Raw genomic sequence first — 19,674 nt, 5'->3', positions numbered from 1 at the left:
GGATGACGATGAACGAGCGGCACGCCCTCGCAGTAGAGCTGGGGCGAGTAGAAGTGGCGTTGCAGCGGGCGTACGCGACGATGGACGGGAGTGTCGAATCGCGGACCCGGCTCGCCAGGGCGAAGGAGGAGTACCGACGAGCAGAGGCTGCGGCGCTGCATGCGCTGGGCGCCGAGGACGCCTTGGAGCTTGTGGAGGCGACAGACTCGCCGTGTGCCCACACCCCGGAGCAGGAAGCACTGCGGGCGTGGATTGCTCGCGGCGAGAGAGAGCTTCCCCTCCGCAGTGGCGAGCGCCACGCATGAGGGGCGCAGCTCCCTGATGTGCGTGAAACATCAGGTGAAACAGGACGCTTCGGCGGGCGGATAGGGCCGGGCCGCATGTGCATGCCGTGAAAGGCATGCCAGCTTGGCTCACTTCCGCGTCGCCAAGCCCGTGCGCAGCATCTCGTCCACGAGGGATGCGGCCTTCTCCTCGTCGGTTTCACCTTGCACGCGCAGCGCGAGAGACTCGAATCGCAGGGCATTGGCTACCACCCAGTCAACGTACTCGCCCAAGGGCAAGCGCTCCACGCCAAAGGCGATGTCCTGCATTCCCTTCACGATTTGGACAGCAGTGCCCTGGAGGACACGCCCGTCGCGCATTTCGATTACCATGGTTTCCTCTCCTTCAGGTGTCGACGCCAGCAACCGGACTCGATGATGGGGCAGTCAGCCAACCGCCCCTTGGGAAACAGGTATGCCTCGACGCGGCCGGCACCGTCGAGGGCAATGGACGTGCGCTCGTAGAAGCGAGGGTGGCCCTCGAGCCTGTCGAGCGCCGCCAGCATGAGCGCGTCGACTTCGTACACTTCGCCCTCGATGGCGTGTTTGCCGCCGGAGGCGAGAGCGGGGAAGGGCCCGTAGTCGTGAAGCGTGAAACGCGGACGCGTCCGCGCGGGGCCGATGAGGCGTGCGCCGCGCAGGAGGCGGTGGTTGGGCTCGCCGGACAGCAGCGTTCCGTAGACGAAAACGCGTGTCGATGTCGACGCGCGCGTCACGCCACACCTCCGAGGGCGCCCGCGAGCGCGGCGCGGTTGAAGCCCAGGCGCCCGTAGGCGTGCCAGAGGACGCGGAAGTAGCGGCCAGCGGGCGGCCAGGCCTCGAAGCCAGTCTCGGGCTGGAGGTACACCAGCGCGCGGCGGCGCAGGCCAGCTCTGTCCATCACCAGCCGGATGGCGCGCCGGTACGCGAAGGGGTGGCCCTCGAAGATGTCGAGGGCCCGCAGGTCCTCGGGAGTGAGGCGGTACAGCAGTCCCTCGACGTGGGCGCCGCGCACCCGCTGGAGGCTGGCGACGGCCCCGCCCCAGCGGCGGCTGTATCCGCCGAACACCAGGGTGTGGCCGGAGAGAGTGGCCCGGGCTTCGACAGTGGCGTTGGGGCAGCGCACGCGCATTTGGGCCCTGTCGAGGTTGGAGCCGTAGGCGAAGTAGAGCATGGGGATTCTCCCGTGGGTGGCAGGCGCGCGGCCCGCCGTTGTCAGTGCCAACCAGGGCAGCCGCTGGGCCCTGGTGGGGTGCCTCCATGCTGGAGGCGAACTGGAGAGGCCTCGTCGTCCAGCGCGGCGCGGCCTATGTCTCGTGGAGGAGCGCTGCCCTCGTCCGGGCCCGAGCGCGCCGGTGCGCGAGACGGGTGTTTCGGGTATGGGCCTTCTTGGAGCGTCGGTTCCGGTACGTCTCGAACGGGAACTTGTCGTGGCCCGGGCAGCAGCCTTTGTCTTTGCGGGTGACTCCGTATGCTTTCATTGCTGTGTCTCTCGTTGTGGCGAGGGGACTCGCCATTCGCCAAGGACATACACGCTCTGGTTCGCCATTGAAGCAAGCGCTGTCTGAGGGAGAAGCGCGAGGACCGCAGGACGGCGCGGGCCCCGTGGTCGAACTCCCTCGGGGGGGCGGAGCCAGCACAGGCGGGCGCCAGGGCCTCGTGGCGCCCGCGAGGGCTTCGTCACGCGGCGTTCAAGGCCTCGGTGGGGGTGTTGCCCCCGGCGCCGCCCTGCGCGCCCTGCGGGCCCTCGCTGCCGGGAGAGCCGTCCTCCTCTCCACCCGAGCCGCGCCGGTCGCGGCGCTGCCCCTTCCAGGCTGCGCTGCCCTCCAGCTTCTTGAGGAGGTGCAGGCGCGCCGTCTTGAACTCCTCGCCAATCAGGCCCAGGTGGAGGAGGAACACCCGGAAGTCGTACTTGGCGGTGGCGGGGTTGAAGTCGCGGCGCTTGCTGGAGGCGGCCTTCGAGGCCAGGGCTCGGGCGGCGAGGGCCAACACCAGTTGGACGTAGGACTTCACCTCCCCGGCGTGCAGCGAGCCGTTGAAGTAGCGGAATTCAATCGTGCCCCGGAAGAAGAGGCTGTTGAGGTTGAGGCCGTGATATCGGCTGGAGTCGTAGCGCGCCGGAGTCGGGTTGCGGCGCCCGTACCAAGCCTCGTTCACCTCTTGCATCGTGCGCGGGCGCCGGGCCTCCAGCCGCTGGAGGAAGGCCCCGTCGATGGGCTTGCAGAAGCGGCTCAGCCGCGCCGCGCTCACCCCGAGGGCTGTCTCCAGGAGGCGCTCCTGCTTGTGCACCATCTTCACGAGGTTGGTGACGCCCTTGGGCTCGAAGCGGCTGCCGTCGACGTGGATGTGGATGCCGCAGGTGGCGTCGGCGCGGGCTCCGGCCTCGCGCGTGGCGCGCACCACCTGCTGTAAGGCTTCCAGGTCCTGATAGGTGAGGATGGGGGAGACGATTTCACCGCTGTACTCGCCCCCGCTGAGCGAGCCGTCCGGCACCACCTTCCAGGTGCGGCCCTGCGAGTCCGTCACCTGCCAGCCCTGGTAGTCGCCGGAAACGCGCCCGCCCACCGCGCCCTGAATCGCGTGGGCCAGCTTCTGGCGGCTGGCGCCCACCGTCTCAATCTCAATCCCAAACCGGAGCGTCTTCATGGAGTTTGCCTCTCGCATTCGCGCGGGGCTGTGGCGCCCGTCGCGAAACACATACACGCTCTGGTGTGCGAATGAAGCAAGTCATCTTCGGCGTCTGGCGAGGTGGGTTTTCTGTCTTTGAAATACTCGCGAGAATTCGCGAGGTTCCACGCTGGCCCCTCCGTGGGCCGGGCGGGGTCAGCTTTCCCGGATGGGGTCGCAGGCGGAATTCCAGTGTGTGTGATTGTCTCGGTAGCAGGGGCGGCGCTTGGCGACGCGCCACAGCGCGGATTCCCTCCGTCCAGTCCCCTGGTTCAGCCGGAAGAGCCTCTCACCTGCGCAGGGGTCCTGGCGTGCGCGCGCCGCATGCCGAGGGGCTCAGGAGGGGTCAACCCACGAGGCTCTTGAGCATCGCCATCGCCCGCTCCGCTTCCTCCGGCGTTCCCTCTGCAAGCTCCACGTACACGAAGCCCCCGGAGTACATGAGTATGTCTGGGAGCAGCTCAATGCGTACATTCCAGCACTCTCGCTCCGGGGTTGCCATCTCGACATCGGCGTAGAGGCGATGGAGGGCGGCGTTCAGCGTGCGCTGGCGTATCTCCCTCGGGAATCGCACCTCGATGTACGGCTGGGGAATTCCATAGCGCGCGGTGCGCTGTCCCACCATCATCAGTTGCTGGCTCGTCGTGGCCATCGTTGTCCTCGCGTCTCGTAGGGATGCAGCTCCGTTGCGAAAGGCATACGCGCTCTTGTAGATGCGTTATGCAAGTCGAGTCTTGAGGGGCGGCGCCTGTAGGCAGTGCGTCCGCGAGCATGGACGGCTTTCGTATGGCCGGGAACCCGCGCGGTGCTGCGGCGCGGATTCCCGCCGTCCTCTCCTTCAGCCCAGCAGTATGTTGAGGAGCGCCATGCCCCGCATGGCCTCGGCCTCGTCGCCTTCGGCCAGCTCCAGGTAGATGCGGCCGTGGTTCGGCTCCGAGAGGCGCTCGGACTGCACAATCCACCGCTCGCTGTTGGGGGTGTTCAGCTCCAGGCTGGCGGCGAAGGTGTGGAGCAGCGCGCTCACCTGCCGGTGGGTGGCGCCGGGCTGAAGGAAGATGTCCAGTTGCGGCTGGGCCGTGCCGTACCGGCTCTTGCCGAGGGTCAGCGTCAATACGGTGTTGCTGAAATCAACAACCTTGACCGGGACGATGAAGGTAGGGATGGCCGTGGCGCTCATAGTCGATATTCCTGCGGAGTCGCGCGGTGCTTTGTTGCCCGTCGCGAAAGGCATACACGCTCTTGTGGGTGAGCGTATCAAGTCCTCTCTGCTGTCTTTGGGGTGTATGTGCTGTCCGGGGCGTTGGCGTTCGGGCCGGGACGCTGTTCCTGATGGAGCACGTGGCTGGCGGTGAGGCAGGGCGTGCGCGCTCGGGCCCTATTTCGGCCTGCTCGCGTGGCTTGCCGGACGCGCCTGTCGCAGCCCGGCAAGGCCCTTGAATGGAGAGGGGCTGCGGCTAGGGCGCCCTCTTGGAGGCAGGGGCGGGCTTCGTGCCCTCCCGCTCGGCTTGAATCTTCATCAGCTTGTCGATGATCTCCGACTTCCTGGTTTCCCCCAGGTAGGGGAAACTGTTTCCGGTGTCGATGACATAGCGGCGCAGTTTCTTGACGGTCATTGCTTCCAATTCGCTGCGTGTCTTCATGTTGTTCCCTTGGGGACTGCGTTGAAAGAGGGGCCGGTCGAAGGTCTCGGGCGGTGTTCCACTTCACGGCGATGTTGGCGCCCGCCTCGCGTGTGGACGGCGGGGCGGAGCGCGTCCGGGTTGGGGGCCTCTCGGCCTATTCGTTGTCCTGCTGGGGCGAGTGGGTACGGGCCTCACTCCTCCTCTTTTGGGGCGAAGCGCGCGGCGGCTTCGGTGGCGCCCATGGCCGTGAGTTCTCGGTGGACCGCGCGCTTGAAGAAACGAGTCCGGCTCGGGATGCCCGCGTCGCGCCAGGCCTTGTCCAGGACCGCCAAGTCCTCCGCGTCGAAGGAGAGAGGGATGACGCGCTTGCCGTCCTCGCCCACCTTCACCTCGCGCTCGGGACGGGGGCCCACCGGCACGCGCCCGGCCTCCGCCTCCCGAATCTTCCACTTGAGGTAGGGGATGTCGCTGCTGCCTGTCGGGCGTCCCACGACTTCGCGGTACTTCGCCTGCACCTCCTCGAGCGACATGTTGGCGAAGCGCCCGCGACGGGGGGCCGGCTGCGTGCCCTCGGCCGGGGTGTCGGCCCGTGCGGCAGGCGCCGGAGGCGCGCTGGGGGTGGTGGCCGTCGCCCGGTGGGTGGGGCTTCTCCGCTTCTTCGCGGCGAGTGCCTCCTCGATGCGGCGGATGAGGTGCGTCCTGTTGGGGCTGCGCGTCTCCTCGCCCACGACTTCGCGGTACCGGGCGCGCAGCTCCGTCACGTTCATGGACTCCAGCTTCTTCGTCTTCGTCGTCTTCGTCGTCTTCGTCGTCTTCGGTGCGGCGTTGCGAGGCATGGTGGTGTTTTCCTTTCCGGGCCGTGGGTACACGTCTGCCGTTCACGGGGGCGGCCCGGCGGCCCTCGTGCGCGGCTGCCCCGCTGGGCGGGGCGTCGGTGGTGGTGGACTACTTGGTGGGTGTGTTGCTGGCGGCGCGCATGCCGGCTTGGTAGGCCGCTTCGAGGGCATCCCTCAGTTGCCACACGGCGACCTCGTAGAAGTCGAGGCTGCCGCTGTTGCGTGTCTTCAGTGTTTCAACGTTCATCTCCTCGCGCGCAACGCGTTCGAGGGTTTCTGCGGGCGCCCGGGCGGGCTTCGAGGGGCTGCTGGAGCGGGGCTTGATGGGTGTCATTGTTTTGTCCTCCCTGCGCGCCTTGGGCAGGCGCGTGTGAGGCATATGCGCTCTGGTTCGCGCGTATGGCAAGTCATTGAGCGCTGGGTTTGGGAGAGGGCTCGAGGTGCTACTGGGCGACGGCGGGAGTGTTGCCGGCGTCGCGCTTGCCGGCTTGGTACGCTGCTTCGAGCGCAGCCTTCAGTCCCCAAACCGACACGTTGTGGAAGTCGAGGTTGTCGCTCCATCGCTTCTCTAGTGTTTCGATGTCCATTTCCTCGCGCGCAATGCGCTCGAGGGTCTCTGCGGGCGCCTGGGCGGGCTTCGAGGCGTTGAGGGGGCGGGGCTTCCTGGGTGTCATTGTCTCATTCCTCTGTGCGCCCTCGGCGGGCGCGCGTGAGGCATACACGCTCTGTTGCGCGCGTATGGCAAGTCATTGTGCGCTGGGGTTGCGGAGGTGCGCGAAGCACTCCAGGTCCATGGGGCGCGCGTCGTAATGGACGAAGCTGCTCTTGCCGCCCGGGAGAATGGGGGCGATGTCGAGGCAGTCAACCTCCGTGACACCACCGAGGCGCTCCAATGTCTCGTTGAGCCGGACGTAGAAGCCGGCATCGTCGGGGTCCGCGTCCGGGCTGAGCCCGCCGTGTAGCACCGCGAAGATGCGGACCTGCTGTCCCTTGAGGCCGGGAATCTCGTCGCCGATGTAGGTGGTGGAGCTGCCGATAACCATAGGTGTCTCCCTGGCGCGCAGTGGGGTGCGCGCGAAGACATACACGCTCTGTCTTCGAGACATAGCAAGTCGAGGAGAGAGGGACTTGGGCCGCCCGGGGCAGGGAGGGTTCGGTTTAGCTGGCGGTGTATGTCTATTTAACTGGACTCTTCCGGGGCGCGGGGCTGCTCGTCGGCGGGCACCGCGATTCGGAGGCCCTGGGGGAACCAGCGCTCGCGAGTCTCCTGAGGCAGAGGGGGCAGCACCATCTTTCCGGCGCGGCCCCCCTTGGACTTGAGCCCCATGTGCAGGCGCCCGCGCTGGACGAGCTCCGCGTGGATGTGGCCGACAAGGAGTCGGTGGAGATGGCCGAAGCTGCCTGGCGCCGGGTGCTCCGGCTCACCCTCGGCCGCGCGGATGAGGAACTCTGTAGAGCGGCAGGCGGGGCACGGCGGAAGTTGGACGAGGCCGTCGTCCACGTCTTCCCGATTGGCGACGCCGACCTCCAGGAGATTGAGGGAGAGGCGGTTGCCGCTGCCGCACCGGGCGCAGCGCTGAAGCACGTCCTCGGCGGTGACTTCGTGGATGGCCATGGGAGTCCTCACGCGACAGCGGTGTACGAGCCGAACCAGTACGTCGCGGCGAGGCCTTGGAGGTTTTGGTGGCTGTAGAAGGCGAAGCCGTCTCTGTCCGGCACCATGACGGTGGGGTTGCCGACGAAGCTTCCGCTGGTGGCGTAGGGGCTGAGGGTGATGGAGGAGGGCACGGTGGGAAAGCGACTGCGGAACGTCACCGAGCCGCCTCCGGCCAGGCTGTCGTGCGCGACGGTGTCGCTGTTGCTGTACTGGAGACCGAGCCGGCCCACCTCGCGCACGCTGCCCGCCAACTCGAAGGAGGTGTTGCTGGCGGTGCTGCTCAGCGGGAGTCGCAACGTGCGCGTCCAGGAGGCGAAGGTGGCGGTGAGGCTGGCGTCGTGGAGGAACTCCGCCTCGTTGCGTGAGAGGCGGAAGCCACCTGCAGCGGCCCCGGTGGTGTCCCGGGCCCAGGCGCTCTCATTCCAGGCGGCGTTGAGGGTGAACCACACCGAATCGCCGTCGGCGTAGAGGCGCAGCCGCGCGGCGGCGCCCCCTGCGCCCTGGGCGTCGAGGAGAAGGACGCGACCGGCGCCCAGGACGGGCTGGAGGATGGCCTTGTGCTGGCCCGCCGACGTCTCGTTGCCGCGGAAGTGCCCGCCGCTGAAGGCCGAGAGGACTTCCGCGAGGGCCGCTTCGACGGTGCCCGCCGTCAGCAGGTTGCCCGCGTCCGCGACGGAGACGGCGGAGGCCGCGTGAACATCGGCGGACTGGGTGACGTGCCCATTGAGGAAGCCCAGCAGCGCGGCCACCTGCTGCCGCAGGCTGCTGGCAGGGAGGGAGTGGGGCGTCCCGGCCAGCGCGTCTCCTCCGACACGAGAGGCGCCGGGACTGTTTGCCGTCGTCTCGCCGAGGCGGGTGACGACCTCCTGGAGTTGAGCCTGCACGCTGGTGCCGCTGATGTAGCCGTGGGGTGTGGCGCCAATGGCGCTGGCGTGGTGGGCCCCCGTGGCCGCGCCCTGGTGGGCGTTGACGAAGCCCAGCAGCGAGGAGAGCTGCGCGTCCACGGTGCCTGCCGGCAGGAGGTTGGGCGTGCCGGGCACCGCGTCCGCACCCACGCGGGAGGCGCCCGGTGTGCCAGCAGCGGCCGAGGAGAGCTTGTCCGCGACTTCGTCCACGGCCTCCTGCACGGTGGTGGAGGTGAGGAAGCCGTGGGGCGCGTAGTCCACGGCACTGGCCTCGTGCCTCCGGGCGGCGCCGGAGAAGTGGCCGGCCATCTCGGCGTCCACCTCGTCCAGGGTCGCCTGCACCGTGTCGGCGCTGGGGCTCAGGACGTCCCAGGTGCCGCTCTCCACAGCCACCGAGGTGCCGCGGGCGAAGATGAAGGCCTGGCGGCGCGAGGTGTCCAAGTCCGCGGCGAGAATCTGCGTCTGCCCCGGGCGGCGCCGGACGTCACACAGCAGCAGCTCGTCGGGCTGGAGGGCGGGCTTGGGCGCGTGGCCGACGAGGCCCTCCGGCGCCTGGCGCACCACCAGCTCGAAGGACTCGTCGCGGCGGAAGTACACCTGCTGGGAGTTGCCGTCCGTGCGCGGCTCGGACAGCAGGCGGGTGAAGCGCAGGAAGATGCCCACCCACCGCTCGCTGCCAGAGGTGGAGACGTCGGTGGGGATGCCCGACAAGTCCGCCGCGCAGTCCACCGTCTGGCCGGTGCCGAAGAAGATGCGCTGGCCGAGGTTGTCGTAGGCGCGGCCCGGGGCCGTCAAATCGACGGTGAGGTTGGGCACCGGGGAGTGCGGCGCGGGCACCGCCCCGGAGATGACGCCGTGGACGCCCAAGTCCGAGGCGAGGTTTCTGTCCGCCTGCTCCAACTGCGCGAAGGCCAAGTCCAACTCGGCCTCGCTGACCTTCTGCCTGAAGAAAAAATCCAGCCGGTTGCTCATGCCTGTGCCCTCCAGAGGAAGGCAAAGGCAGGGCGCGAGAAATCGGGGACATGCCGTAGGGCATTCAGTGCAGCGTCGTCGTCTCGCCCAGCTCGCTGAGTCCCAGCTCCCAGTGCTCCGGGAGAATGGGCGGCAGGGGCTCCACCAAGTCGACGAAGTGGGTGTGCGCGGGCTTGAGGTACTCGACGAGGGTGCGCAGGCGCTGACGCTCCGCCGGAGAGAGGAGGCGCTCCACCTCGACGTTGAAGGCATAGCGGGCGAAGCGCTCCGAGGGGCCCAGCACCCAGTCCACGCCCAGCTCGGACTCGCCCAGCACAAGGGTGTCCGAGGCGAAGGGGGAGATGGCCCGAACCTCAATTCCGAGGAAGAAGCGGATGGCGTTGCGCAGGCCCAGCGCGGTGCCCTTCTGGCGGTACATGTCCACGAGGACGGAGGCCAGACGGCGCCGGGGGAGGACGTCCAGCTCGAAGGCGAAGGGGTTGCCCAAGTCCTGGAGGATGGCATTCAGGAAGGCCTCCGGCGCGCGCTCCAAGTCGAAGATGTCGGGGAAGGCGTCCAAGTCAGAGAGGAGCAGATCCGTCACCTCCTGGAGGCAGGAGATGAAGCGGTGCAGGTCGCCCGTCACGTCGTCGCGGCGGTTGTGGCGGGGCAGCATGTCCCAGAGCTGGAAGTGCCGGGAGGGCGGCCGGGCTGGCCGGAAGCCAGGAAGGGTGGCGCGGTGGTAGGGGGCCAGCACTGGGTTGCCGCGCGCGTCCGTCACGCCCTCCACGCGCACTTCGTACACCACGTCCGGCGTCAGCTCCGTGTCGAGGACGAGGTGGACGAGGGGGCCGTCCGCCGCAGCCTCGAGGGAAGCTACTGAGACGGCGGGCGCACCGCGTGGCGTGAAGGTGAAGCGCGCCGAAGGCGGCACTCGCACAGCTTCGTCGAAGGCGAGGCGCACGGACTTCGGTCCCACGGCCTGCGCACCCACGAGGCGGGGAGCCGTCCTGTCCTCCACGGTGAAGGTGTACGTCTCATCGAGGCGGTGCTCGCCGCCGGCCGTCGTGGAGATGACGCGCACGGAGACGGTGGCCTGGCTGGCCAGCGGCACCGCCGGGTGGAGCACGACACGCAGCATGTCCGCTGTCTGCGTCACGTCCGCCAGGGGCCCGGCGAAACCAGGGAGCACCTCGACGCTGTCCCCGCCCGCGAAGGCGAGGACTCCGTCCACCCAGACGCGTGTGGCCGGCCGGTCGATGCCGTCCACGCCGACGTCCACCAGCTCCAGCTTCAGCACGGAGTCGACGGGGACGTCCTCCTCCCCTGGGGCCGGAGCGCGGTTGAGGAGGAGGGGATGGCGCGTCTCGGCGAAGAGGGAGACGGTGTCGACGTAGAGGGTGGGCAGCTCAACCGTGGCCATGGGGCTTCCTCACGGGGAGATGAGCTCCAGGCGGACGCCCACCGTGTGGACTCCGGAGAGCTTCGAGACGTTGGCGGCCATGTCCGTGACGAGGCGGTCGCGGCCGGGGCGCCCGAGGCAGCGGGCGTACTTCACGCTGTCGACGACGAGGGACGCCTCCCAGGCCAGGCCCGCCGGGGCTGCTGAAGGCACACGGAGGCGCAAGGCGGCGCGGACCAGGTCCACGCCGGTGACGTCCACGGCTTGCGTCACCTCGGCGAAGTCCCCAGGGGTCAGCTCGAAGCGGCGCCCGGGCTCCTCGTCTCCAAGGACGAAGAGGTACTCGCCCGAAGCGGGTGTGGCCCGCTGGGGCCGGACGCGTCCCTGGCCCAGGCCCAGGCGGCTGGTGAAGGCGGTGAGGGCCATGGGCGTCACACCTGCCGGGAGAGCTCGAGCGAGTCGAAGTAGGCCCGGCGGGTGACGTCCCGCACGGCGAATCCGAAGCCGCCCCGGCCGGAGGTGAGGGGCTGGCTACCGGAGTTGATGCCGAGGGCGTCGTCGATGAAGTCGGCCAGGCCCGGCACCGGCTGCCAGTTGGGAGGCGTGCCGAGCGGATGCGCGGCCATGTCGTTGTGGAAAGCCTTGAGGACGACGTCGCCGTTGGCGTTGACGATGACGTCCAGGCGCAGGTGCAGCCAGCTGCCCTGGGTGAAGCTGGCGGAGGACTTCAGCAGGACACCGGGCCCGTCCGCGTCGGGAAGCCCCGTGGCCACCGCGCCCTTGCGCAGCACCACCCGGTGCGGCTCGTCGTCGGAGAGGCCCAGGAGGTAGGCGGAGTCGTTGACGGAGGTGCCCTGGCCGCAGAGGAAGAGGAAGGGGGAGAAGCCAGTGGGGCCGCCGCCAGGCCCGCGCTGGAGGCAGCCGCGGATGCTGCCGCCCTTGGCCATGGGGGCGAAGTCCGGGAGGTTGGCGAAGAGGGCGACGGCACCCTGGGCGGCGGTGAGGGAGTTGAAGGCGAAGAGGAAGTTGCCGCCGCCCGGGGGACGGGCAATGCCCGCCGTCACGCCCCTGTCCACGGTGGCGATGTCCAGTCCGCCGTTGAGGTAAGTCCAGTCTGCGAGTGCCATGGTGTCCTCACTGCGTGGTGGCCAGAGGCCACCCGGTGTCGAAGTCCTCGGAGGGCTGCGTGGTGTTGAAGAGGGCCATGCGCACCGTCACGTCCTCCCAGCGCCAGGCGTAGGCCTCGTTGGTGTGCCAGCGCTGCTCGAAGTCCTCGTGCGGCAAGTCGTTGAAGAGGCCCGGCACAGAGGTGACGTCCGCCCAGTCCGCGAGGAAGGGGCCCTGGCCCCACGTCTCGACGGCCTGCCCCTCGAAGCGGTGCGGGACGAACTGCGCGGGCGGCAGCTCGAAGAGGAAGCCGTCGTTGTCCCAACCTCGGAAGAAGGACTCGAAGCCCTCGCGCTGGCCGGAGAAGAAGGCGAGGGCGACGGAGACGTCGGAGAGGGCGGCGCGCCACACGTACCAGCGCTCGAAGTCCTCGCACGCCTCCTCCGGCACACCGAAGCCCGCCAGGACCTCTAGGCGCGTCACCGCCGTCAGCGTCCAGTGCGCTGCATCGCCGGGCCAGGCGCCCGCGTCCTCGAAGCTGGGGTTGAGGAGGGCCATGTCAGAGCAGCCCCCCAGTGTCCCCGTCCTGCAGGGTGACGCTGCCCAGCACCGGCAGCTCCCGCACCGTCAGTTTCACGTCCGCGGGCAGGCCGTTGAGTGTCAGGTCCATTCGAGCGTCGCCCAGCTTTCGGACGCCGGGCACGTCGCGGATGACGTTGAAGACGTCGGACCAGGCCACCTCGCCGGCGGGGAAGCCCTGGGCGTCTTTGAGGTTGAAGCCGAAGTCGATGCGGGGGTTAGGCGTGCCGTCCGGCTCGCTGACACGGAAGTGGACGGCCAGCGCCTGGCTGATGCGCGCGGCGACGTCCTGGACCGAAGTACCCTGGCGCAGGAAGAGGCGGGCGGACACGTCCACGCGCCGGTACACCGGCTCCTGGATGCTGACCTGGAAGGTGAGGGTGCAGGGATAGACTTCGGTGACTTGCCGCAGCACCTGGGCCTTGAGCGCAGGCGTAGGCACCCCGCCGCCTTGGGGCACCACGTAGAGGATGCCTGCGTTCTCCGCGATGGTGGCGTCTTCGTTGGACGTCAGCATGAGGGCGCGCGCCACACCGGGCAGGCGCCGGGCGTTGATTTCGAAGTCCTCGCGGGAGACGGTGCGCGTCAGGGCCCGGAGACTCTCGGGGGCGAGCAGCTTCGCGGAGGCCACCGTCTGCCTGTCTGCGCCGCCGGAGGCAGGGGCGGCGTTGCTGACAGCCACCTGCACCGCGTGGCCGTGAGCGTCCCGGAAGCTGCCCTCCAACACGACGAGGCGGCCCGCGTCCACGTTGCCGGCCGCGCCGCCGCCCGTCTTGTACACGACCGCCACGGTGCCAACGGGCGGCAGGCCGTTGACGCCATTGCCGAAGCGGATGGTGGCCTTGTCCCCCTGGTCCACGCTGACGAGGACGTGGGCGTCGGAGGCGCGAGAGTTGAGGAAGGTGTCCACCTCGCTGAAGGCGCCCTGGGCGGTGGACACGCTGGCGGAGCCGTCGAGGTAGGGGGCGAAGTCCAGGTGCGCCTCGAAGTCGGCGAGGCCGCGGGCGTCGAAGAGCTGGGTGTGCGTCTTCGAGTGCTCCACCACGGCGAGGGCGCGGGGCGGGTTGGTACCGGCCTGAATGGTGACGGACGAGAGGAGCTGGAAGCGGACGGCCTCCGTCACCTCCTGAGTGCGGACGACGGTGCCGGCGGGGAAGGTGACGGTGGCTGCGGGAGGCTGGGTCAGGCGCAGCTCCACCTCGGCCGTGGCGGCCTGGGCGCCGTGAAGCCGGTAGCCCAGCATGCGCGCCAGGGCAATGACGTTGCGGCGTTGGGTGGCAGTGGAGAGTCGCGACTCACGGGCGAGGTTGTCCTGGTAGAAGCCGAGGACGTCGCCAATGAAGGCGTGCATCTCCAGCAGGACGTTGCCGAAGCTGGCAACGTCGAAGTCCGTCCAGTCCGGGAAGACGCTCTTCGTCAGCGCCACGAGGCGCGCACGCAGGGCGTCGAAGTCGCGGTGGGTGTAGTCGGTGGACGCGGGAAGAAGTGGCACGTCGGCGAAGGCCTCCACCGGGAGACAAAGCCTCGCCGCGTACTTCTTTAGGGGACAAGTGACTTCTTTTTTGTTCCCCGCGCTGGGCATCTAGGCTGCTGTAGGATGCTCGGCGAGAAGCGTATCTGATGCCCGGCCTGGGCGGCCGATTGATGCAGATGGCTTGAGTGTTAGGGCCGCAGAATCACGGAGTCGTCAATTTGATTGCCGTCCGCATCAAAGAGAAAGCTGTACTTGCCCTCTCGGATTAATGCTGAGATTTGCTCGCGGTCTGGGTGCGTCTGCATAACGTTTGAGAGAGCAGCAAACAGAAACTCTCCGAACGGTGCTGTTGGCGGATCGTTGAGCTGTACGTCTGATGGATGGCTGCCTGTTACAGTGTGGCCGTCTTTGTCGAAGGTAGAGTGAAATAGTGGTCGCTCTTTGAGGTTGGCCGAGATGAATGAGATGTGCGCGAAGATTTCGCGCAGTTGTGCGGGCTCGAGCGGTGCGCGAATCCTCTTGAGGTCGTTCATAAATAGGCTCAGAGCGCCGCAACTGTCATCTAGTGCGGCGATAAGGCAGAAGTCGTTGATGCGAAGTAGGATTGATTTCGAGATGTAGAGGTCTGCAAAGTCAAATGGCTGGATGCTCCCGCTTGCTTGTTTTGCTGGGAGGATCAGCAGGGAGCCAAACGCCTCTTTCCTTAAAGTGGACTGCGTGTGGAATGACCGTGCAATTACGTGGATGTGGTGAAGATCGGTATGGTCGTATGCGTCCCCAATTCGACGAAGATCGCCTGAACGGCGATCTCTGGTCTGATATAGGGTGCTGTCTTTTAGATGGGTCTTGAGGAAGATGAGCGAAAGCCAGCAGAAGAGCAGGGTGGGGCCGTTTTTTTCGAAGAATTGGCCAACTCGCTCAAGCCCGCCCTCGCAGAGTTCTCGGATGGGGTTTTCAAGCGTCTGGCCCATTATTGAGTTGCAGCTTGTGCAGCATGGGAGTGTGTATTTTCCGTACGTGAGCTTGGTGTTGTTGGGGAGGGTGATTGTGCTCTGAAATAGGTCGAACTTCCGCAGTAGCCATCGTGGAAGGATGTGCTCGTCGTTGAAGGATTGGCCCGAGCTTCGGCTGATGCCGCAAATGAAACAGGAGTCTCCCTGTACGATGTCGCGCTCAAAGCGCTCTGGGCTGAATAGTAGGGTCTGGCCGCTGGTTGTTTCGACGGAGCCGTCTGCTTTTTGAATTATCAGGTTGCTCATTGTGGGTCGGTGTGGGGCTGGAGGTGTAGATTTGTATGCCGATCATCTTGCCGTCGAACGAGTGAAGTTGCCTTGTTTCCTATTCCTCCAGATTAGACGTACGGAGTTTGTAGGCTACACTCTGCGGCACATTCTCGCCTATCTTGTATGGCGGAGCTTGACGTTGGACTTCAGCTGAAGCGCCCTTTCTATTGAACGAGCTCTCGATGCGGGATGTGGTGTGTAGCGAAATCTTCGATGCGCAAGAAAGATTGCGGTGTGAATTAGTTCTCATTCTTCGAAATGTACGTCCAATGCTGTTGTCGTGCTGTATTCGCGCACGCGCACACGAAGCGTCAGCGTGGCTGCCTCTTGCTCGACGCGGACCTGCACGAGCTGAACGCCTGGCAGCCAGCGCGCGAGGGCGTCACGGACGTACACGCGCGCTAGCTCCGCCAGCACGGCGTCGTTGCTCTGGTGGCGAAGGCGCGCGAGTCCCGCGCCAAAGCTGGTGCGCCAGGGCAACTCGCCGGTGGAGTGTGGCGTGGGGCCTTCCGTCAGCAGCACCTGCCGCACCTTCGAGGCGAGTAGCTCAGCCCCAGTGCCCGCGGCGAAGTCCCGCTTCCTGTCTCTCCGGAATGGGACGAGGAGATTCCGAGGTTGCTGGCTCATTGGTGTCCTCCTCACGGAATGGGGATGGCTGCGCGCACCTGCTGCAGCGTGCGGACGATGGCGTCGAGGGGCGCAACGGCCTGTTCCAGCGCGCTTCCCTCAAGGCTGGAGAAGTCCGGTACCTGGGGGCCGCCCACCAGGCCAAGGAGGACGTTGAGGAGGGCCGTGAGCTGGGAGAGGGCGGCCAGGGCCTTGCCGACGTTGGCGGCCTCCTGCGCGACGTTGGCCTCCGCACAGCCGGCCACTGCCAGGAGTCCCGCGTCTCCAAGCTGGGCGGCGCGCAGTCGGGCCTGCGCGACGCTCGACAGGCGCAGTTGCAGGTGGAGGAGCTGGCCACGGGCATGGCCCAACTCGCCGAGGACGATGTCGATGACACCCACCACTGCGAGTGGCACCGAAAGCTGGGGGACGAGGCGGAGCAGCTTGGACACCTTTTCGGCCAGATTCGGCAGGGCCGCGGCGATGGCCGTCGGATCCGGCGGCGGCCCCAGCGCGTCCGGAATCGCCTTCACGACTTCGACGAGGGCCAGCACCGCGCCGATGATGTCGAAGAGGGGCGTGAGCGGCGCGAGCGCCGGCTGGACGGCCTGCAGGAGCTGGTGGTGCTGCAGGGTGGCGCCGCCGGGCAGGGTGAGGGTAGGCGCCTCGGGAAGCGGGGGGATGTGGATGCAGATGGGCAGCGCCATGGGCGTCCTCAGATTGGCTCGGCGATGGGGCGCACCACACGCCCGGCGATGGTGACCTGGGCCGCCTCCAAGGAGATGGCACCCACTGCGCGCAGGGTGAGGGCGGTGGTGGCCTCCAGGGTGACGGTGTTCTCCTCTGCGTCGAAGGTGAGGCAGTCGCCCGTCTTCCGGTTGGTGAGCTTCAGCTTGCGGTGGCCCGCGGACTCGTCCAACTCGACGCGGAAGGTGGGCGTGGCGAGGACGCGGTTGTCGGGCGGAGACACCTGGGCCTCTTCGGGCACCTCACTCTGTCCGCCCGGCTTCCCCCAGTGCGCGCTGAGGTAGTAGGGCGCGTCGACGTCGCCCATGTTGAAGAAGACAGCCACCTCGGCGCCCACGTGCGGCACCGCGAAGAAGCCCGTGTCCTTGGCGCCACCGCCGGAGGTGCCCAGCGGCCAGGCCCAGGCGGACTCGGGCTCGAGGACACCAGGGATGCACACGCGGACGCGGCCGAGCTGCGCCTCGTCGTCGCGCTGGGTGACGTAGCCCACGTACATGCCGAGGAGGCGCGTGTCATGGGTGAGGATGTCGTCGTCGAAGGTGCTCATGGTGGGCTCGCTACCTGGGGAGACTCATTCCGGCTTCGGGGTCCTCGACACCGATGGGCTGCCCGTCGCGGCGGTACTCGATGTACCGGGTGCCGGTGTCCCGCTCGAATGCCTCGACTTCCTTCAGTGCCCCAGTCGTCTCGGGTGCGCTGGTGTTGGGCTGTCCGCCCTGGGGCTGGCCCTGCTTCTCGGCGCTGGCTTGCTGCCGGCGGCCGGTGCCGTCACGCGACAGCTTCAAGTCCGTGGTGTAGCCGGAGGAGGAGAGGACGTGCTTCGCCTCGGTGGCGTAGTACCGGCCGGAAAGGAAGCTGGAGATGCCGCGCACCTCCACAACGGACTTCGCACGCAAGGAGGGGTTGCCCACCACCTGGAGGGACAGCTTCACGGTGCCGGCTTCCGCGCGCCGGAAGCGGGCCTCGGACTCGCGCTGGGCTTGGGCAGGTGTCGATGCCGAAGTGGGCTGGACGCTGGTGGTGCTGTTTCGGAGCTGCAGCGCGGTAGTTCCCGTACGCCTGTCCACCACCTCCAGGAAGTCCGCGAGGGTGGTGCGCTCCACGGTGCCACTGCTCGCCTGGGCTTCGAGGTTTCTCTTGGCCATGGCGTCCCGGCCACGCATGTCCACCTTGCCCACTCGACGGCCGAGCTCCGACTCGACGTTGACGGAGAGGACGTCGCCCCGGCCCGCGTCCGCGTACCACCACAGCACATGGGTGGGCGCGGCGGCCTGGTTGCGCGGGCCGAAGGTGAGGCCCCTGTCGTCGACGTGGAACTCGAACTCCTCCCGCGCGGCCAGGCGCCGGAGAAAACGCGCATCCGTCTCCCCAGCCTGGTGGATGGTGTCGAAGGACTCTCCTGTGTCCTCGACGTGGACGGAGTCCTCTTCGTAGCCGTATTCGGAGGCCACCTCGCGCACCACCTCGGCGCGCGTCTTGCCCTTCCAGGCGCGCGTCTTCGCCTCGCGGTGCATGAGGGCGCTGAGCGCCTGGCCTTCGACGGTGAGCACCTGGAAGCCCTTCAGCTTCTTCACCACCACTCGCCGTGGCGGCGCCATGAGGCCCGGGTAGCCCCAGGACACCTCCAGCACCGCGCCGCCCACCAGCTCGGCCCTGTCGAAGAGGGCCAGGTCGAAGTTGTCCAACTGGAGGGACAGCTTGTCGGCCTTCGTCGCGCTGTCCTCGAAGGTGAGGCCGAGGACGCGACCCTCAAGGGAGAGGGGCTCGCCGCCGCGGGCCCTCTCGTGTGCCAGCAGCGTGAGGCGCACGCCAGGCGCAGACCTGTCGAGGGGCCGCGTCACTCGCTGGCCCTCCGCCGCTGCTCGCTGAGGATGACGTCGGTGAGGACGCGCAGCGAGGGGATGTAGACGCGCCGCCCCGCCTCCAGCTCCAGCGTCGCGTCGATGAGTGGCTCCGGCTGGAAGTCGGCGATGGCCCACCAGAAGCCGCAGGCGCGCGGGAGTGGCGCGAAGTAGCGGCCGGCCAGTCCCCAGAGGGAGTCGCCCTGGGCGACGAGGTGAACGCGCGTGTCCGCGTGCGGCTGGAAGCCGTAGGGGACCCTCTCCGTGAGGAAGAGCTGGCCAGCCTCGTCCCGGAGGCCGAGGGAGAAGGAGTAGCGGCTGCCGGCGTGAGGGGCCACTACGGCACCTCCTGGCGGAGCTGCTCGGAGGTGACGCGCGTGTCCAACACCTCCTCGAAGGTGACGGTGGCGGTGTAGACGAGCACGCGGCCATCGACGGCGAGCTGGCGGTACTGGAACTCCACACTGGCGACGACGCACTCCACGGTGAGGACGCCGGGCCAGAGGACGAGGACGCGCGGTGGCGCCGTCGCCAGCACACCCTCGGTACCGGCCGGGGGCACGGTGAGCGCGCGCAGGAAGCCGCGGAACGCCATGATGTTGGACGTGTCGGCCTGCTGGGAGGCGAAGAAGGCGTCCAGGTAGAACTCGATGCCCGAGAGCTGCCGGTTGGACGTGCTCTGAAACTGGAGCACCTGGTGGGAGAGGCCCGGCACCGCCAGGCGGTTCCAATTCACCTGGCACTTCTCGGTGAGCTGCGTGGGGTTGAAGAGGCACTCCATGGCCTCGCCGGTGAGGACATTCACCAACAAGCAGCGAGGAGGACGGGCGAGGCCAGCAGCGGAGGACACCTGGGGCCTGCCTTTCAGTAAGACGCCATGGGGGAGAAGCTGCGGGAGGCGGCGTCCCTCTCAGCGCGCGCCGTGGCCTGGGCAAGCACCTCTCCGTCCACCTGGACACTCACGAGGACGGGCGGTGCGGGAGGCGCGTCCGGCTGCGAGGAGAGCACCTCTGCCTGGGGCAGCGAGGCCTGGAGGGCCGCCACCGCCGGCATGAACGAGGACTCCAGGGGCCACTCCGCCGGCAAGGTGGAGGCCGTGGAGGCGACGGGCGCCGGGGCCGAACCGGGGGGGGCCTCGAGGCCGAAGGCGACGGACGAGTCCCGGTGGAGTGTGAGCCGGGCCGTCCGCAGCGCCTGCTGGAGGCCTGTGTCCTTGCCGAAGAGGCTCGCCACGGCGTCCACGACACCGAGGATGGCGCCCACCAACTCCAAGAGGACGCCGGAGATGGCGTCCACCACCCCGAAGACGATGAGCTTCAGGCCCGTCCACGCCTCGGCCCAGTTGCCGGTGAGGGCTCCGCTCAGCGTCAACACCACGCCCCAGAAGATGTCGAGGATGCCGGAGAAGGCCGCCAGGGCGGCGTTGAGGATGCCCCCCACCACCGACACCACGAGGGAGACGGCGGACACCAACACGCCCACGACGGTGGTGATGTTGCCGATGGCAAACCCGATGGCTTCCCCCATGAGCGTCCACCCACTGGTGCCCTGCTGCACAGCGGAGGTGATGCCAAAAAGGCCCGAGAGTGCCCCGCCGAGGACGCGGCCCAGGTGCGCCAGGCTGCCCAGGAGGACGTCGACGCCGGCCTTCATGTAGTGCCATTGCCCCGCCAGGCCTTCCGCCACCTCTGCACC

25 protein-coding genes and 2 pseudogenes are annotated in these 19,674 nt (G+C 67.9%); 1 reads left to right on the top strand and 26 read right to left on the bottom strand.

Annotated elements, in window-relative coordinates:
- Positions 1-305, top strand: a pseudogene (locus tag FJV41_RS52625) (hypothetical protein); the annotation flags it as partial.
- A gap of 108 nt (positions 306-413) precedes the next feature.
- Here FJV41_RS52625 and FJV41_RS36435 read toward each other — a convergent pair.
- The 26 genes and pseudogenes from FJV41_RS36435 to FJV41_RS36310 form a co-directional block, all read right to left on the bottom strand.
- Entirely contained in the window at positions 414-644 is a 231-nt protein-coding gene (locus tag FJV41_RS36435; protein ID WP_141647216.1) for a hypothetical protein, read from the bottom strand.
- A 5-nt stretch (positions 645-649) separates the two neighbouring features.
- Entirely contained in the window at positions 650-1,039 is a 390-nt protein-coding gene (locus FJV41_RS36430; protein WP_141647214.1) for a gamma-glutamylcyclotransferase family protein, read from the bottom strand.
- Entirely contained in the window at positions 1,036-1,476 is a 441-nt protein-coding gene (locus FJV41_RS36425) for a gamma-glutamylcyclotransferase family protein (RefSeq protein ID WP_141647213.1), read from the bottom strand. The genes FJV41_RS36430 and FJV41_RS36425 overlap by 4 nt, the downstream gene beginning before the upstream one ends.
- Positions 1,477-1,982: 506 nt before the next feature.
- Positions 1,983-2,948 carry an amidoligase family protein gene (locus FJV41_RS36420; RefSeq protein WP_141647212.1) on the bottom strand — a complete coding sequence of 322 codons (966 nt, stop codon included), beginning with the start codon at positions 2,946-2,948 and terminating at the stop codon, positions 1,983-1,985.
- 367 nt (positions 2,949-3,315) lie between these two features.
- On the bottom strand, positions 3,316-3,621 hold the full coding sequence (locus tag FJV41_RS36415; protein WP_246137636.1) for a hypothetical protein: 306 nt from the start codon (positions 3,619-3,621) through the stop codon (positions 3,316-3,318).
- A gap of 186 nt (positions 3,622-3,807) precedes the next feature.
- Positions 3,808-4,146: a hypothetical protein gene (locus FJV41_RS36410; protein ID WP_141593109.1), complete on the bottom strand. Its 339-nt coding sequence runs from the start codon at positions 4,144-4,146 to the stop codon at positions 3,808-3,810.
- Between the two features lie 277 nt (positions 4,147-4,423).
- The gene (locus FJV41_RS36405; protein ID WP_246137635.1) at positions 4,424-4,582 is read right to left on the bottom strand and encodes a hypothetical protein; all 159 of its coding nucleotides are present in this window, start codon (positions 4,580-4,582) and stop codon (positions 4,424-4,426) included.
- A gap of 200 nt (positions 4,583-4,782) precedes the next feature.
- Positions 4,783-5,427 (bottom strand): DUF2924 domain-containing protein, encoded by a 645-nt coding sequence (locus tag FJV41_RS36400; protein ID WP_141647211.1) that lies wholly within the window; start codon positions 5,425-5,427, stop codon positions 4,783-4,785.
- A gap of 109 nt (positions 5,428-5,536) precedes the next feature.
- Positions 5,537-5,761 (bottom strand): DUF6900 domain-containing protein, encoded by a 225-nt coding sequence (locus FJV41_RS36395; RefSeq protein ID WP_141647210.1) that lies wholly within the window; start codon positions 5,759-5,761, stop codon positions 5,537-5,539.
- Positions 5,762-5,870: 109 nt separating this feature from the next.
- The gene (locus FJV41_RS36390; protein WP_141647209.1) at positions 5,871-6,101 is read right to left on the bottom strand and encodes a DUF6900 domain-containing protein; all 231 of its coding nucleotides are present in this window, start codon (positions 6,099-6,101) and stop codon (positions 5,871-5,873) included.
- A 72-nt stretch (positions 6,102-6,173) separates the two neighbouring features.
- Positions 6,174-6,470, bottom strand: coding sequence for a hypothetical protein (locus FJV41_RS36385; RefSeq protein ID WP_141647208.1), 297 nt, complete (start codon positions 6,468-6,470; stop codon positions 6,174-6,176).
- Positions 6,471-6,607: 137 nt separating this feature from the next.
- Positions 6,608-7,042, bottom strand: coding sequence for a hypothetical protein (locus FJV41_RS36380; protein ID WP_141647207.1), 435 nt, complete (start codon positions 7,040-7,042; stop codon positions 6,608-6,610).
- 8 nt (positions 7,043-7,050) lie between these two features.
- Positions 7,051-8,961, bottom strand: a complete 1,911-nt coding sequence (locus FJV41_RS36375) for a hypothetical protein (RefSeq protein WP_141647206.1) — start codon at positions 8,959-8,961, stop codon at positions 7,051-7,053.
- 64 nt (positions 8,962-9,025) lie between these two features.
- Positions 9,026-10,363, bottom strand: coding sequence for a phage tail protein (locus FJV41_RS36370; RefSeq protein WP_141647205.1), 1,338 nt, complete (start codon positions 10,361-10,363; stop codon positions 9,026-9,028).
- 9 nt (positions 10,364-10,372) lie between these two features.
- The gene (locus FJV41_RS36365) at positions 10,373-10,768 is read right to left on the bottom strand and encodes a hypothetical protein (RefSeq protein ID WP_141647204.1); all 396 of its coding nucleotides are present in this window, start codon (positions 10,766-10,768) and stop codon (positions 10,373-10,375) included.
- A 5-nt stretch (positions 10,769-10,773) separates the two neighbouring features.
- A complete protein-coding gene (locus FJV41_RS36360) occupies positions 10,774-11,469 on the bottom strand; it encodes a hypothetical protein (protein WP_141647203.1) in 696 nt (231 codons plus the stop codon).
- A 7-nt stretch (positions 11,470-11,476) separates the two neighbouring features.
- A complete protein-coding gene (locus FJV41_RS36355; protein WP_141647202.1) occupies positions 11,477-12,007 on the bottom strand; it encodes a hypothetical protein in 531 nt (176 codons plus the stop codon).
- 1 nt (position 12,008) lies between these two features.
- Positions 12,009-13,538, bottom strand: coding sequence for a baseplate J/gp47 family protein (locus FJV41_RS36350; RefSeq protein ID WP_181791170.1), 1,530 nt, complete (start codon positions 13,536-13,538; stop codon positions 12,009-12,011).
- Between the two features lie 152 nt (positions 13,539-13,690).
- Positions 13,691-14,761, bottom strand: coding sequence for a hypothetical protein (locus FJV41_RS36345; protein ID WP_141647200.1), 1,071 nt, complete (start codon positions 14,759-14,761; stop codon positions 13,691-13,693).
- Between the two features lie 270 nt (positions 14,762-15,031).
- Positions 15,032-15,412, bottom strand: a complete 381-nt coding sequence (locus FJV41_RS36340) for a GPW/gp25 family protein (RefSeq protein ID WP_141647199.1) — start codon at positions 15,410-15,412, stop codon at positions 15,032-15,034.
- Between the two features lie 11 nt (positions 15,413-15,423).
- On the bottom strand, positions 15,424-16,098 hold the full coding sequence (locus tag FJV41_RS36335) for a hypothetical protein (RefSeq protein ID WP_141647198.1): 675 nt from the start codon (positions 16,096-16,098) through the stop codon (positions 15,424-15,426).
- An 8-nt stretch (positions 16,099-16,106) separates the two neighbouring features.
- Complete coding sequence (locus tag FJV41_RS36330; protein ID WP_141647197.1) at positions 16,107-16,685, bottom strand: phage baseplate assembly protein V; 579 nt, start codon at positions 16,683-16,685, stop codon at positions 16,107-16,109.
- Positions 16,686-16,695: 10 nt separating this feature from the next.
- On the bottom strand, positions 16,696-17,979 hold the full coding sequence (locus FJV41_RS36325; RefSeq protein WP_141647196.1) for a phage late control D family protein: 1,284 nt from the start codon (positions 17,977-17,979) through the stop codon (positions 16,696-16,698).
- Positions 17,976-18,317 (bottom strand): hypothetical protein, encoded by a 342-nt coding sequence (locus FJV41_RS36320; protein ID WP_141647195.1) that lies wholly within the window; start codon positions 18,315-18,317, stop codon positions 17,976-17,978. The genes FJV41_RS36325 and FJV41_RS36320 overlap by 4 nt, the downstream gene beginning before the upstream one ends.
- Positions 18,317-18,829 (bottom strand): CIS tube protein, encoded by a 513-nt coding sequence (locus FJV41_RS36315; protein ID WP_141647194.1) that lies wholly within the window; start codon positions 18,827-18,829, stop codon positions 18,317-18,319. The genes FJV41_RS36320 and FJV41_RS36315 overlap by 1 nt, the downstream gene beginning before the upstream one ends.
- A gap of 14 nt (positions 18,830-18,843) precedes the next feature.
- Positions 18,844-19,674 (bottom strand): annotated as a pseudogene (locus tag FJV41_RS36310) (phage tail tape measure protein); the annotation flags it as partial.

The sequence above is a fragment of the Myxococcus llanfairpwllgwyngyllgogerychwyrndrobwllllantysiliogogogochensis genome, assembly GCF_006636215.1.
GTDB classification, from domain to species: domain Bacteria; phylum Myxococcota; class Myxococcia; order Myxococcales; family Myxococcaceae; genus Myxococcus; species Myxococcus llanfairpwllgwyngyllgogerychwyrndrobwllllantysiliogogogochensis.
This window is presented reverse-complemented; position numbering and strand designations above follow the sequence as displayed.